The sequence below is a fragment of the Aeromonas dhakensis genome, assembly GCF_000820305.1.
Lineage (GTDB): Bacteria > Pseudomonadota > Gammaproteobacteria > Enterobacterales > Aeromonadaceae > Aeromonas > Aeromonas dhakensis.
Window position 1 is genome coordinate 24034 of record NZ_CDBH01000045.1, and the last position, 13428, is coordinate 37461.

General features: G+C 61.5%; 12 protein-coding genes. 3 read left to right on the top strand and 9 right to left on the bottom strand.

Translation table 11 applies throughout. The annotated features are described in order from the left end of the window. Positions 1 to 4 precede the first annotated feature (4 nt). Positions 5 to 1435 carry a coniferyl aldehyde dehydrogenase gene (locus BN1143_RS11505; protein ID WP_042050725.1) on the bottom strand — a complete coding sequence of 477 codons (1431 nt, stop codon included), beginning with the start codon at positions 1433 to 1435 and terminating at the stop codon, positions 5 to 7. 211 nt (positions 1436 to 1646) lie between these two features. On the opposite strand from BN1143_RS11505, the gene BN1143_RS11510 reads away from it, so the two are divergent. Then, positions 1647 to 1940 carry a hypothetical protein gene (locus BN1143_RS11510; protein ID WP_005299095.1) on the top strand — a complete coding sequence of 98 codons (294 nt, stop codon included), beginning with the start codon at positions 1647 to 1649 and terminating at the stop codon, positions 1938 to 1940. Positions 1941 to 2000: 60 nt separating this feature from the next. On the opposite strand, the gene BN1143_RS11515 is transcribed toward BN1143_RS11510, so the two are convergent. Continuing rightward, the gene (locus BN1143_RS11515) at positions 2001 to 2450 is read right to left on the bottom strand and encodes a C40 family peptidase (RefSeq protein WP_005299102.1); all 450 of its coding nucleotides are present in this window, start codon (positions 2448 to 2450) and stop codon (positions 2001 to 2003) included. Between the two features lie 852 nt (positions 2451 to 3302). Between BN1143_RS11515 and ahh1 the strand changes: the two genes are divergently transcribed. Next, a complete protein-coding gene (ahh1, locus tag BN1143_RS11520) occupies positions 3303 to 5168 on the top strand; it encodes a hemolysin Ahh1 (RefSeq protein WP_024942851.1) in 1866 nt (621 codons plus the stop codon). A gap of 67 nt (positions 5169 to 5235) precedes the next feature. Here ahh1 and BN1143_RS11525 read toward each other — a convergent pair whose 3' ends face one another. Beyond that, on the bottom strand, positions 5236 to 6144 hold the full coding sequence (locus BN1143_RS11525) for a hydrogen peroxide-inducible genes activator (protein WP_005299110.1): 909 nt from the start codon (positions 6142 to 6144) through the stop codon (positions 5236 to 5238). 146 nt (positions 6145 to 6290) lie between these two features. Here BN1143_RS11525 and BN1143_RS11530 point away from each other — a divergent pair, with 146 nt between their 5' ends. Then, a complete protein-coding gene (locus tag BN1143_RS11530) occupies positions 6291 to 6893 on the top strand; it encodes a peroxiredoxin C (RefSeq protein ID WP_005299113.1) in 603 nt (200 codons plus the stop codon). A gap of 195 nt (positions 6894 to 7088) precedes the next feature. On the opposite strand, the gene BN1143_RS11535 is transcribed toward BN1143_RS11530, so the two are convergent. From BN1143_RS11535 to BN1143_RS11560, 6 genes are all read right to left on the bottom strand, one after another. Further along, positions 7089 to 8054, bottom strand: a complete 966-nt coding sequence (locus BN1143_RS11535) for an alpha-L-glutamate ligase-like protein (protein WP_017781835.1) — start codon at positions 8052 to 8054, stop codon at positions 7089 to 7091. Between the two features lie 3 nt (positions 8055 to 8057). Next, on the bottom strand, positions 8058 to 9596 hold the full coding sequence (locus tag BN1143_RS11540; RefSeq protein WP_005299120.1) for an inactive transglutaminase family protein: 1539 nt from the start codon (positions 9594 to 9596) through the stop codon (positions 8058 to 8060). Between the two features lie 3 nt (positions 9597 to 9599). Next, positions 9600 to 10388, bottom strand: a complete 789-nt coding sequence (locus BN1143_RS11545; RefSeq protein WP_005299122.1) for an ATP-dependent zinc protease family protein — start codon at positions 10386 to 10388, stop codon at positions 9600 to 9602. A gap of 52 nt (positions 10389 to 10440) precedes the next feature. After that, entirely contained in the window at positions 10441 to 11418 is a 978-nt protein-coding gene (gene cmoB, locus BN1143_RS11550; protein WP_042050726.1) for a tRNA 5-methoxyuridine(34)/uridine 5-oxyacetic acid(34) synthase CmoB, read from the bottom strand. Further along, positions 11415 to 12158, bottom strand: coding sequence for a carboxy-S-adenosyl-L-methionine synthase CmoA (gene cmoA, locus BN1143_RS11555; protein WP_010634490.1), 744 nt, complete (start codon positions 12156 to 12158; stop codon positions 11415 to 11417). Before cmoA ends, cmoB begins: the two co-directional genes overlap by 4 nt. Positions 12159 to 12551: 393 nt before the next feature. Next, positions 12552 to 13400, bottom strand: coding sequence for a DUF72 domain-containing protein (locus BN1143_RS11560; RefSeq protein WP_042050727.1), 849 nt, complete (start codon positions 13398 to 13400; stop codon positions 12552 to 12554). Between the last annotated feature and the right edge of the window lie 28 nt (positions 13401 to 13428).

The window sequence follows — 13428 nt, forward strand, 5'->3', positions numbered from 1 at the left end:
CTCGTCAACGTAAGAACAGGGCCATCATCAGCCGCTGGTGCCAGCGCCGATAGGGAGGGTGCGCCATGGTGCCGGTGCTGAAGCGCCCCCGGCTCAGCACGGTCTTGGCCTTGGAGAAAGTGAGAAACCCCTCGTGGCCGTGGTAGTGGCCCATGCCGGAGGCGCCGATGCCGCCGAAGGGCACGTCATCGGCCGCCACCTGGAACAGGCTGTCGTTGATGGCCATGCCGCCGGAGTGGGTCTCCCGGATCACCTTGTGCTGCAGGGCGGGATCCAGGCTCATCAAGTAGAAGGCGAGTGGGCGGGGCCGCGCGGCTATGTAGGCGAGCGCCTCGTCCAGCGAGTCATAGGGCACGATCGGCAGCAGCGGGCCGAAGATCTCCTGTTGCATCAGCTGGCAGTGGTTCGGCACTTCGGTCAGCAGATGGGGCAGCAGGCGGTGGGCGCCATCGTCGCGGGCCGGGCTGCCACAGGGGTGGATCTGGGCGCCAGCCCGCTCCGCTTCGGCCAGCCAGCCGGTGAGCCGCTCATACTGGCGGCCATTGATGATGGAGCCGTAATCCTGGCTCCCCAGCCCCTGGGGATAGAGACGGGCGAAGTGATCGCGATAGGCTTCGACAAAGGCCTGCTCCTGACCGCGTGGCAGCAGCACATAGTCGGGGGCGACGCAGATCTGGCCGGCGTTGAGGCTCTTGCCGAAGATCATCCGCTCCACCGCCAGCGCCAGCGGCATGTCGGGGGCGATGAGGCAGGGGCTCTTGCCGCCGAGCTCCAGGGTGAGCGGGGTGAGCTGGGGGGCCGCCGCGGCCATCACCAGCCGGCCCACCGCGGTGGAGCCGGTAAACAGCAGGTGATCGAAGGGCAGGGCGCTGAAGGCAGCCGCCACCTGGGCGTCGCCTTCAATCACCATTACCTCGCGCTCATCGAAGACGCCATCCAGCAGCTCGCGCAGCACCCGGTTGGTGTGGGGGGTAAATTCGGAGAGCTTCAGCATGGCGCGGTTGCCGGCGGCGATGGCGCTGATGAGGGGGCCGAGGCTCAGCATCACCGGGAAGTTCCAGGGCACTATGATGCCGACCACCCCGAGCGGCTGATAGAACACCTCCACCCGGGCCGGCGCCAGCAGCAGGCCGGTGTGGCGGCGGTGCGGGCGCATCCAGCGCTTGATCCGTTTCTGGGTGTAGTTGATCTGCATGACGCAGGGGAGGATGTCGGCAATCATGCTGTCGTAGTCGCTGCGCTGGCCATAGTCTTTGGCCAGGGCGTCGCACAGCGGTTGCTTGTGGGCGATCAGGGTGCGCTTGAGCTGGCTGAGATGGGCTCTGCGCTCGCTCAGGCTCGGCATGGGATTTTGCTGACAGGCGTCTCTGAGTTTGGCCAGTCTGGCCGGGAGCGACAACTTGTCGGCGGCCTCCTGCAACTGCATCGCTTCCATGGCATACCCCGCTGATAAATGGACCGACTGATTGGTCGGTCTAAATCTAGCTGCATGTTAATCAAATGTAAAGTTCGGTGCGCTGGTTTGGCATGGTGCACGGGTGACTCACCCGGCGACTGTGCTGGCTACCACATTTTCGTGGATCCAGGGTTGGTGAATTATCCAATAAGGGGTAGTTTTGGCTATCAATCGACAAGGAGAGAGCACGATGACCAGGGAACTGAACAGCTTGTTGGCCCGCCTCGAGGATGTGGTCGAGCGGATGCCGGATTGCTTCAACACCTATGAGTTTGCCCAGAAACTGGCGCTGCAGCATCAGCGCGAATTTTTTGCCGCGGGTCACTCCCTGGCCGAACAGGAGGGGCGTCTGCTGCGGGTGCTGCACGAGAAGATTGCGGAAGCGTTGGCCGGCAGCGACAAGGTGATAGAAGGGGCGCTGCTGCCTTGCGTCACCCCCTGGGGGGAGCGGGCTACCTCGCCGCGCTGGCACCGCAAGCACTGAGCCATCCGTTGAATCAACAACAGAACAGGGCCCGTCGTGGGCCCTGTTCTGTTGTTGCTGTCACTGGGTGAGGCGGCGCGCCTGCCAGTAGCGGCTGTTCCAGTAGACGTTGTCGAGGCGCGAGCGGATCACCCCCTTGCTGGTGGAGGCGTGTATGAACTCCCCGCCGCCGGTGTAGACGCCGACGTGGTATTGCTGCCAGCCGGTCTTGAAGAAAACCAGATCGCCGTGCTGCAGCCGGTAGCGATCGACCGGTCGGCCCAGGTTGGCCTGGGATTCGGTGGTCCTCGGCAGATTGAAACCCATCACCTGCTGGTAGGCGAGCTGGGTGAAGGCGGAGCAGTCGAGACCGGCCCGATCCGAGCCGCCCATGCGATAGGGGACGCCGCGCCACTGCTGATAAAAGCCTTCAAAGGCGCTGCTCTGCTGGCGCGGTGGGGCAGGCTCGGGCGTGCTGGAACAGGCAGCCAGCAACAGGGCCAGCAGGGGCAGCAGCAACTTGCAATCCATGGGGGCTCCTTCGAGACGACAACCTCTCCATCATAAACGGGGTTTGGGGCTCGAACATAGCCTTGCTTGCAAGAAACCACCTGTTGCTACCTCAAAAGAGGCGCAAATGGAGAGGCTTATAATATTGTTTGTATTCATTTGAATAATATTTTCTGATTATCTTGAATGAGTATTTCAATATTAAAGTAGTTATTCCAATCAGCCTGACAATGAAATGATAATTAACCTTGTTGACGTCACCCCGTGATCTGTGTCACGTTCTGTCTCAGGGCTAATTCGTTATGATGACGCCATGAAATAAATGGCAAGGGACCCCGCCATTTTCACCGTCAATATGACGGCAAAAAACAAGATATCTCTGGGTATATTCCCGCAACTGGTTCACATAATAATATTCGGTCAATGACTGGCGTTGGCTGACAATATCACCAGACAGAGGAGGGCCGCCCCATGATATCCGGTCCATAGCAGTGAGTGTTCCCTCGCACCAGGATGCCTGCGGCATCTGGCTGTTGTGCCATCGTTCAGGCCGATGAGCGCGACGTTAAAGCCAATGGGTACCATGCGAGGTTCAAGGCGCAGTCAGGCGTCCTTGAGGGAAGATCGCCATTAGGTCGCGACTCCCGTGTAATAGCATCGGCGCATGCCGAATCGTCCACCTTAGATCGCCTCGCGATCCTTGTTCTGTCAACCATAAATACCTTCGCCACCCGCTGTTAATTCACGGCGAAAATAATGAATGTCATGACAGACAAGCAGAATAACGCCCCGAAATATAACCGTGAATAATATGGCTATGCCATATTTGTTCGCTGTTTAAATAGCTTGGCGTGATTCGACAAGGAGATAACAATGAAAAACAAAAAACCACGCAAATTCATCACGCAAGCTCCCGCTCTCAGTCTGCTCGCGCTGGCCTTGTTGGCAGGCAGCGTGCAGGCCGAAGATATTGGCGAGCGCACCGACCAGGGCACCGCCATGCTGGCCAGTCTGCAATCCGAACAGGGGCTGATTTACCTCAATGCCGACGTCTGGCTGAAGGGGCAGGGGGCGACGTCGCTGATGACCCGGGATCAGCTGCGCGAGCGGGTGCTGGAACGGGGCGAGCGCCTGTTCATCGATTTCAGCGCCGTCACCGACAAGGCCGAGCGGCAGCAGGCCAGAAAGGCCATGGAGCAGCTGGCCGGCATCTCTTTTGATGCTGACTGGGTGCTGGTGTCCGGCTACAAGGGGGAGTTGCTGTTCACCCCGCTGGGGGGCGTCGATGACCCGGCCCTCTATCAGGTGATGGAGCGGGTCGACAGCCTGGAAGGGCAGGGCAAGCGCCACAAGCGCTCGCTGACCCAGCCGCCTGCCGCCGAGGCCGGTCTGCCCCACGTGGCTTTCTACCTCAACGTCAACCGCAAGATCAGCGATGCCGAGTGCACCTTCCCGCGCTCGCGCACCTGGAGCCGGGGTGATCGGCTGTTCTGCGATTCGCCGAACATCTCGCTGGTCTACCGGGTCAACCTGGAGCGCTCCCTGCAATTTGGCAACACCGGCTCCGCCACGCCGGATGCCAAGATAGTGCGGATCTCGCTGGACGAAGAGTCGGCCGGTGCCGGCATCCAGCTCAACGAGGATCTCAGCTGGAGCGAGAATATCGCGGACTATCTGCTGCTGGACGGCTGGGCTCGCGACTATGCCACCGATGCCATCGCTCAGGATTATCGCTTCAGCATAGAGGCGTCCAACACCAAGGCGGCGGTGCTCAAGAGCCTGCCGACCAACCTCAACAGCAAGTACGAGCATCGCGAGATCTCGGGCTTCGAGGTGGGGGTCACCGGCGGGGTCGAGGTGAACAAGGATGGGCCCAAGGCCAAGCTGGAGGCCTCGGCCAAGTTCAGCCAGCAGCGCCAGCTCGCCTACAACACCCAGGATTACCGGGTTGAACGCTCGGCGCCGAACGCCCAGAAGGTGAGTTTCAGCTGGGTGCGCGATCAATACGCGACCGCGGAGTCCCTGCTCTCCTCCAAGACGGCCACCGTCTGGGGCATGGGTTACGACGTGGATCACAACCGCATCCAGCCGCTCAGCTACAAGGGCTTCGTGCCGAATCTGGACGTCATCTACAAGGCGGCGCCGGACGAGACGGGCAGCACCGAGTTCAAGATCGACTCCTCGGTCAACATCCGCCCCATCTACACCGGCATCTACAAGCACTACTACGTGGTGGGGGCCCATGTCTCCTTCCAGGGCTTCGAGGATACCGACAAGCGCAGACGGGTGACGGCCTCCACCAGCTTCAAGGTGGACTGGAACCACCCGGTGTTTACCGGCGGTCGCCCGGTCAACCTGCAGCTGGGGGGCTTTGACAACCGCTGCCTGAGCGCGGATGCCAACCACGGTCTGAGCGCGGTGACCTGTGACGAGACCTCCGCCGCCCAGTCCTTCATCTATGACCAGTACGGCCGTTACGTCAGTGCGCAGGATACCCGCCGCTGCCTGGACGGCAACAACCTCGGCCAGCTGCAGAGCTGCAGCCTGAGCCTGGGCCAGCGCTGGGAGTGGAAAGCGGACAGCGATGCGCTCAGCAACCTGAGTGCCCATCAGCTGCTGGGTCACGACAAGCAGAGCGGAGCGCTGGGGCTCTACGACGAGAACGGCAATCCGCAGAATGTGAGCGTACGGACCCTGACCTCCTACACCCGCATCTTCGGGCCACCGGCCAGCCACTGACAGAGCAGGGCCTTGCGCCCATGACAACAACGCCGGCATGTGCCGGCGTTTTTTATGGGAGTGAGCTTCAGCCCTTGTTGTCGATGAGCGGGGCGAGCAGCTCCGCCAGCTTGTAGAAGGTCTGCACCCGGGTGGTGCTGGGGCGCCACACCAGCCCGATCTCGCGGTAGGGGTGCTCCCCCGGCAGCGGGATGGCCACCAGATCCGTGTTGTCGAGGATGCCCGCATCGATGGCCATCTGCGGCAGGAAGGTGGTGCCGAGCCCGGCGCCGACCATCTGCACCAGGGTGTGCAGGCTGGTGGCGGCAAACGGGTTGATCTTGCTCTTGTCCCGCAGCCGGCAGGCGCTCACCGCGTGTTCGGTGAGGCAGTGCTCCCGCTCCAGCAGGAAGATGCTCTGGTTGGGCAGCTCCTTGTAGTCGAACGGGGTGTGCAGGCTGGCCGCCATGCTGGCGGGCATCACCATGTGGAAGGGATCCTGGCCGACCGTCTTGCAGTGAAAGCCGCCGATCTCTACCGGCAGCGCCAGGATCAGCAGGTCGAGCTGACCCTGCTCCAGCTGCTTGAGCAGGTTGGTGGTGGTGTCTTCACGCAGCAACAATTCCAGCTCAGGATAGGTCTTGCCGCACTCTTGCAGCAGCTTGCTGAGCAGGAAGGGGGCTATGGTGGGAATGCAGCCGAGGCGCACGGTGCCGTGCATGACGCCCCCCTGATGCTGGCCGAGCTCCATCAGATCCCGCGCATCGGAGAGCAAATTGCGAGCCCGCTCGACGATTTCCATGCCGACCGGGGTCATAATGAAGCTCTTGTGGTCCCGCTCCACCAGTTGCAGGTTCATCATGTCCTCCAGGGTCTGGATCCCGGTACTCAGGGTCGACTGGCTGACATGACAGGCCTTGGCGGCGCGGTTGAAGTTCTTGTGCTCGTCGAGAGCGACCAGATATTGCAGCTGTTTCAGGCTGGGCCAACGTTGCATAGGAAAACCCGATTAATGCTATCTATTTAATTTGATTTAACTAATCTACCATCGGGGTTATAGTTTGTCGCTTTAATTAGACGGACTTGGCTCTAGGTAGCCCAATCCTGACAGGATTGTTCACTTCACATAAAGAGGAATTGAATATGGTATTGGTAGGCCGTCCCGCACCCGATTTCACCGCTGCTGCCGTTCTGGGCAATGGCCAGATCGTTGACTCCTTCAACCTGGCATCCCACATCAAGGGCAAGGCAGCCGTCCTGTTCTTCTATCCGCTCGATTTCACCTTCGTCTGCCCGTCCGAGCTGATTGCCTTCGATCACCGTCTGGAAGAGTTCAACAAGCGTGGCGTGGAAGTGATCGGTGTTTCCATCGATTCCGAGTTCTCCCACAACGCCTGGCGCAACACCAAGATCGAAGACGGCGGCATCGGCCCGGTCAAGTACCCGCTGGTTGCCGACATCAAGCACGAAATCTGCAAAGCCTATGACGTCGAACACCCGGAAGCCGGCGTGGCATTCCGTGGCTCCTTCCTGATCGACAAGAACGGTGTCGTTCGTCACCAGGTTGTCAACGATCTGCCGCTGGGCCGCAACATCGACGAGATGCTGCGCATGGTCGATGCCCTGCAGTTCCACGAAGAGCACGGCGAAGTGTGCCCGGCTCAGTGGGAAAAAGGCAAAAAGGGCATGACCGCCTCTCCGGACGGCGTTGCCAAGTACCTGTCCGAAAACGCCGCTTCCCTGTAATCGGGTCGGTACACCGGATAATGAAAAACCGATGCTCAGGCATCGGTTTTTTTATGGCCGTAATTCGGCACTCTCGTTTCACAACGTTGGCCAGCAACCCTTGTCCAGCAGGATTGCCGTTGCCGGCAGCGTGCCGATAAACGGCAGGCATAAAAAAGCGCGCCCTTTGGCGCGCTTTTGTCATCCAGCTCCGGACTACTCGTCAAAGATACCGAAGTGATCCTTGGCGAAGTTGACCCGCTGCTCCACGCTCATCTTCACCTGACCCAGCTTCTCGATGGTCTTGAGGTTGGGCACCAGGCCGCGGCCGTTGGCGATCTGGATGGCGAGGCCCGGACGGGCGTTGAGCTCCAGCAGCATGGGGCCACGGAACTTGTCCAGCACCATGTCGGTCCCGATGTAGCCAAGGCCCGACATCTCGTAGCAGGAGGCCGCCAGGGTCAGCAGGGTGTCCCAGTGGGGCACCTTGAGATCGTACAGGTCGAGGCCGGTATCCGGATGGTGGCGGATGGGTGAGCCAAACTGTACCGCCCGCAGAGCGCGGCCGGTGCGCAGGCACAGACCCACCCCCACGGCGCCCTGGTGCAGGTTCGCCTTGCCGTCGGAGGCGGCGGTGGAGAGGCGCATCATGGCCATCACCGGGAAGCCCTTGAAGATGATCACCCGCGAATCGGGTACCCCTTCAAACGAGTAGCCGTCGAATACGTCATCGAAGTTGATGAGCCCTTCCACCAGCGCCACGTCGGGTTTGCCGCCCAATGAGTAGAGCCCCGCCAGGATGTTGGAGACATGACGCTCCAGATCCTGGCCGTTGCTGGCGCTGCCGTTCGGCTTGTAGAAGAGGCCGTCCTCCTGGCGCAGGATCACCAGGATCCCCTTGCCGCCGGAGCCGCGCGCCGGCTTGATGCAGAAGCCCGGCCAATCCTTCACCAGCTCGGTGATGCGGCTCACGTCGTGCTGGGCACGGATGGTGCCGATCAGTTCCGGCACCGTCACCCCCGCATCCAGCGCGATGCGCTTGGTCTGCAGCTTGTCATCCACCAGCGGATAGAGGCTGCGCGGATTGTAGCGACTGATGTAGGAGTGGTTGCGCTTGTTCATGCCGAGGATGCCTGACTGAGACAGGCTCCACGGGGTGGTGTACTTTTCCCAGAACCACATCTGTTACTTGTCCTTACCCGGGGTGGCACCGGAGCGCATCTCGTCCACCAGCGGCTTGAAGCGCTTGAGCTCGCTCAGCTTGTAGCCGGTGTAGTTACCCATCAACAGCACGGTCGCCATCAGCACCAGCTGCAGACCGAGGAAGTTGAAGGTGAGGTGGCGGATCAGTTCGTTGTCCATGGCCAGGTAGGCGATGATGGCCACCAGCAGGGAGCCGCCGCCCTGGCGGAACACTTCTTTCGGACCCTCTTCTTCCCACAGGATGGACATCCGCTCGATGGTCCAGGAGAGGATGATCATCGGGAAGAAGGTGATCTTCATGCCGTCGGTCAGCCCCAGCTTGAAGGCGAACGCCGAGAAGATGCCGATCATCGAGATCACCATGATGATGATGGCCGATATTCGGGCGACCAGCAGCAGGTTGAGCCGCGACAGGTAGGAACGGATCACCAGACCCGTGCCGACGATGAGCAGGAAGCCCACCAGACCGGTGATCAGCTGGGTCTGGATGAAGGCGACCGCGATCAGCACCGGCATGAAGGTACCCGAGGTCTTGATGCCGACGATGACCCGCAGGAACACCACCATCAGCACGCCGATGGGGATCAGCAGCAGGCCCTTGAACAGGGTCTGCTCTTCCAGCGGCAGGCTGTGGATGGAGAAGTTCATCATCTCCGATTTTTCAAACTTCTGGGCCAGCGCCACGCTCACCGGTTGCTCCTGCGCGATCATCGAGAAGCTCACCTTGGAGTTGTGGCCACCGGTCACGTCCAGCAGGGCACCGGAGTTGTACTCCCACAGCAGCAGGTTGGCCGGGCGACCCTGTTCACCGGTTTGCGGGTTGAACAGCTTGTAGTCGGTGGGGCTGTTGAACACCTGCAGGTAATCCACCAGCTCCTGACGACGGCGACCGTCTTCCAGGCTCAGGGCATGGACGACCCGGGCCGGTACGTCGGCGTTGTTGAGCAGCTCGGCGATCAGGTTGGCGCGGCTCTTGTGCTTTTTCAGCAGCTCGGCGTTCTGCTCCTGCTTCTCGATCTCCTTGATGATCTCGCGAGTCAGGGTGTAGCCGTCGGCGGAACGCTCCTGGGCACGCTCCAGGATCTGCTGCATGGCGGTGGCGTAGGGCTCGCTCTCGATCTGCTTCTCGATGGCCGGCGGCTGCGGATTGGCAGCCGGCTTGGCGTGGGCATCGGCCATCATGTCGACGCGGTAGTAGAGCTCCTGACGGCCGGAGGCGGTGCGGATCGACCACTCGGCGCGGGCATCGCCATCCTTCTCGACGAAGGAGAGGCCGTAACCCGGGCTCGCGGCGTTCTCGTTCATCAGGGTGAAACCGGGCTGGGTGCCCGGAATGGCCAGGGAGGCGATCACCGGCTCGCCGGTGGCCTCGAACTCCAGCTTGGCTTCGATGGACCAGATCTGGCGTTTTTCACCCGGCGTGAGCGGTACGTCCAGCGCGATGTGGTGATAGAACGTCATCCCCAGGCCGACAATGTACAGCAGGGCAACCAGCAAATAGAACGGCTTACGGGAAACCATGGATTATTTCACATCCTTGAGCTTGGGTTTTGGTTGGATATATTCGCGGGCCACATCAACCACGGCGATGTCTTTCAGGAATTCACGACCCAGCAGCACGGGGAAGGCCATGTCGCTGCGATCTTTCAGGGTAAATTCGGCCTTCTCGGTCATGTCGCCGATACGTACGGCGAGGCGTACCACAGGGCGGCGGTCGAGATCGTCGGCGGAGGCCTGACGCACCCGCACGTGGCGCACCAGCGGCGCTTCAATCTGGATCTTGTCGTCCATCTCCTGATGGCTCAGGAAGAAGCGTACCCAGTTCTTGCCGTTGCGCTCGAAGATGGTGATGTCCTGGGCGCTGATGGAGGAGGTGGTGGCACCGGTATCGACCCGCGCCTGGAAGGCGTCGTTGGCCGCGTCAACCCAGATCCACTCCGCCTCGCCGACCAGCAGCTTGCCGTCGACGGTGTGACCCTGGCTCGGGGCCTGGCACTTCTCGGTCGGGATCGCCATGGGTTTGGGCGGCTCGGGCGGCAGGTGTTCCAGCTTGCTGCCGACTTTATTCACGGACTCTTTCATGTTGTTGACATCAGTGTTGAGCTGAACCAGCAGGTGCTGTTGCTGCACATACTGCTTCTGTTGCTGTTCCATGGATGTTTGCAGGCGCTGCTCGCTCAGATTGATCTCGTTGCGAAGCTCGGCCAGCGTCAGGGTAGGTACCGGGGGCGCTTTTTCCATCGTGACACACCCGCCGAGACTGAGCAGGGAGAGCAGGGTCATTCCTTTTAATTTGCTTTTCATGTCATTCATTTAACTGTGCTTCCTGGAATTGGGTCAGTGTAACTTCCACCGCGGCCATCGGCTAGTCTTTGGCCTTTCTGGCAATCAGTACGGCACGTTTGGGTGCCGGGTGTCCTTCTACCGTGAGTGCCGGATTGGCTGGATCCAGATAATCACTCAGGGATTCATTAATCATCCAGTCGGTACGACGCTGTTCGTCCGTGCTGGTCATATTCTCGTCGACTATCCGCACATCGGTGAACCCGCAGCGCTCGACCCACAGCTTGAGCGCCGTGCTGGAGGGGATGAACCAGACGTTGCGCATCTTGCCGTAGCGATCGGTGGGCATCAGCACGTCGTTGACGCCGCCGTCGATCACCAGGGTTTCCAGCACCAGCTCACCGTCGTCCTTGAGCTGATTGCGCAGCTGCTCGATGTGCTCGATGGGGGACTTGCGGTGATAGAGCACCCCCATGGAGAAGACGGTGTCGAACGCCCGCAGCTCCGGCAGCTCCTGAATGCCGAGCGGCAGCAGGTGGGCGCGCTGGTCGTTGCCGGCGAAGTGACGAATGGCCTCGAACTGGCACAGGAACAGCGGACTCGGATCGATGCCGACCGCCAGCTTGGCCCCTTCGCCCACCATGCGCCAGAGGTGATAGCCGCTGCCGCAACCCACGTCCAGCACGTAACGGCCGGCAAGCGGGCTGATGTGGGGCAGCACCCGATCCCACTTCCAGTCGGAGCGCCACTCGGTGTCGATGTGGATGCCGTGCACCGTGAACGGGCCCTTGCGCCAGGGCATGAAGTGGCGCAGCAGGCTCTCCACCTTCTTGCGCTCCCCTTCGCCGAGGCTCTCGGTCGAGCCGATTTCGACCCGGCTGGTCAGCTCGACGTGGCCGGGAGCCACCAGCGGCAGCTTGTTGAGGGCGCGATTCCAGCGCGGCAGATCGCCGTGCTGGTTGTCGTGTTGCCAGGTGTGCAGCTGGGCGGGCAGGGTGTGCAGCCAGTGGCTCAGCCGGTTCTTGGCGATCAGCTGATAGAAGTTGGCAAAGTCGATCATGGCTGGGCAGGCTCGCTGGATTTGATGGCGATCATGGAGCCGAAGTTGAAGCACTGGAACCAGAGATCCTGATGGGCGAAGCCGGCCTCTCGCAGACGGGCCTGATGTACCGGCAGGCTGTCGGTGCGCATCACGTTCTCAAGGGCGGTGCGTTTCTGGCTGATCTCCAGCTCGCTGTAACCGTTGGCGCGCTTGAAGTCGAGGTGCAAGTCGATGAGCAGCTCGTTGACCTGCTCGTCCTCGAAGCGGAACTTCTCGCTCAGGATCAGGATCCCGCCCGGGCGCAGGCCGTCAAAGATGCGCTGGATCAGGGCGGCCCGTTTCTCGGGGGCGACGAACTGCAGGGTGAAGTTGAGCACCACCACGGAGGCGTTCTCAATCTCGATGTCGCAGATGTCCGCCTCGATGAGCTCCACCGGCACCTCGGACTTGAAGCCTGAGAGGTGGGCGCGGGCCCGCTCTATCATGGGGTGGGAGAGATCCACCGCCGTGATGCGGCAGCCGGGCTGGGCAACATGGCGACGCATCGCCTGGGTGGCGGCACCCAGGGAGCAGCCGAGATCGTAGAGTCGGCTCTCGGGCTGGGCGTAGCGGGCGGCCATCATGCCGATGGCGGAGATGATGTTGCTGTAACCCGGCACCGAGCGCTGGATCATGTCGGGAAAGACATCGACGACCTGTTCGTCAAAGCAAAAATCCCCCAATCGGGCGATGGGGGCGGCAAAAATCTGATCGTGCATGCTGGCGCAACCTGACAGCCGGTGCGCGAACCGACTGTTTTGTTCAATTGAATCGTTGGGTGACACCCGTCCGGGTCGTGTCGTCACCGGTTCACGAACGGGGTGGCGGGCCTTGAGATCCATCGGGCCGCTTCCGTTCGCAATGGACCATCATCCTGGTCCTTTTGATGGGCTGTGCCCTGGGCGACAAGCGGTTGTCGTCAAGGGGCGTCGGGGCCCTGTTACCGGAGCCGGATGCACGCCTGCACCGAAGTGCGATGGGCGGGCAGACCGGGTCCTTGCATGGGGCGCTAGTGTAGAGGAAAGGCGGCCGTTTGTCTTGACGCCAAGCCCCGTCAGATCAGAAAAAAACGGCTTTTTTTCGCGCCGACGCGGGGGCGGCGAAAGCGCCGCTCAAAAGGGCAGCACGCCCTGGCGCGCGCGATCGTTTTCCCCCGGCCAGGGGGCCATCTCCTGCCCCAGCAGGCGGGCCACCTGACGGGCCAGTTCGGGGGCCTGGGCGTTGTCGGCAGTATGTATAAAGAGGTAGAGATCTTTTCCCTCCGCCAACCACTGACGCCAGTGAGGGAGCCAGCCTGGCAGGAAGGGGTGGTTGTCCTCGGGATGTGGCAGGCCGATGAGCCGCACCACGGGGGCATTGGCGGTGGCCAGCAGGTGCACCGGCAGCCTCGGCTTCTTGCCCTGGGCATCGATCATGGCCGCCGTGGTGGCGGGCACCGAGAAGAGCGGCCGGCTGTCGAGCATGATGCGGTTGATACCTCTCTCCATCAGCAGCCGGTTCAACTGCCGCTCCGCCTCGCCCTTGGCGAAGAAATCGGGGTGGCGCACCTCGAGGGCATAGCGAAATGCCGGTGGCAGCCGTTCGAAGAAGGCCGCCAGGCGAGGAAGACCGTCGGGTCCAAAGCGGGCGGGCAGCTGCAGCTTGAGCAGCCCCAGCTTGTCATGCAGGGGGGTCAGCAGGCGGATAAAGTCGCTCACCTGCTTGTCGGCGCTCACCAGATCGCTCTGGTGACTGATGGTTTGCGGAAACTTGAAGCTGAAACGAAAGCCCGATGGCACCGCATCGGCCCAGCGCCGGACCGTGTCGGGGGTCGGCGAGGCGTAGAAGGTGGTATTGCCTTCCACCGTGTTGAAGACCCGGGCATAGTGGGCGAGGTGCTCGGCGGGCTTGGCGCCCACCCCCAGCAAGTGACCGGGCCAGGCCGGGTGCGACCATTGTGGCAGGCCCAAAAAGAGGCTCATGAGGGATCCTGTCTGCGGGTTTGTCTCG

Coding starts and splice junctions, on each gene's coding strand:
- BN1143_RS11530 (WP_005299113.1), top strand. CDS start 6,291: ATGGTATTGGTAGGCCGTCCCGCACCCGATTTCACCGCTGCTGCCGTT.
- BN1143_RS11535 (WP_017781835.1), bottom strand. CDS start 8,054: ATGTGGTTCTGGGAAAAGTACACCACCCCGTGGAGCCTGTCTCAGTCA.
- cmoB (WP_042050726.1), bottom strand. CDS start 11,418: ATGATCGACTTTGCCAACTTCTATCAGCTGATCGCCAAGAACCGGCTG.
- BN1143_RS11510 (WP_005299095.1), top strand. CDS start 1,647: ATGACCAGGGAACTGAACAGCTTGTTGGCCCGCCTCGAGGATGTGGTC.
- BN1143_RS11515 (WP_005299102.1), bottom strand. CDS start 2,450: ATGGATTGCAAGTTGCTGCTGCCCCTGCTGGCCCTGTTGCTGGCTGCC.
- BN1143_RS11525 (WP_005299110.1), bottom strand. CDS start 6,144: ATGCAACGTTGGCCCAGCCTGAAACAGCTGCAATATCTGGTCGCTCTC.
- BN1143_RS11540 (WP_005299120.1), bottom strand. CDS start 9,596: ATGGTTTCCCGTAAGCCGTTCTATTTGCTGGTTGCCCTGCTGTACATT.
- BN1143_RS11545 (WP_005299122.1), bottom strand. CDS start 10,388: ATGAATGACATGAAAAGCAAATTAAAAGGAATGACCCTGCTCTCCCTG.
- BN1143_RS11505 (WP_042050725.1), bottom strand. CDS start 1,435: ATGGAAGCGATGCAGTTGCAGGAGGCCGCCGACAAGTTGTCGCTCCCG.
- BN1143_RS11560 (WP_042050727.1), bottom strand. CDS start 13,400: ATGAGCCTCTTTTTGGGCCTGCCACAATGGTCGCACCCGGCCTGGCCC.
- cmoA (WP_010634490.1), bottom strand. CDS start 12,158: ATGCACGATCAGATTTTTGCCGCCCCCATCGCCCGATTGGGGGATTTT.
- ahh1 (WP_024942851.1), top strand. CDS start 3,303: ATGAAAAACAAAAAACCACGCAAATTCATCACGCAAGCTCCCGCTCTC.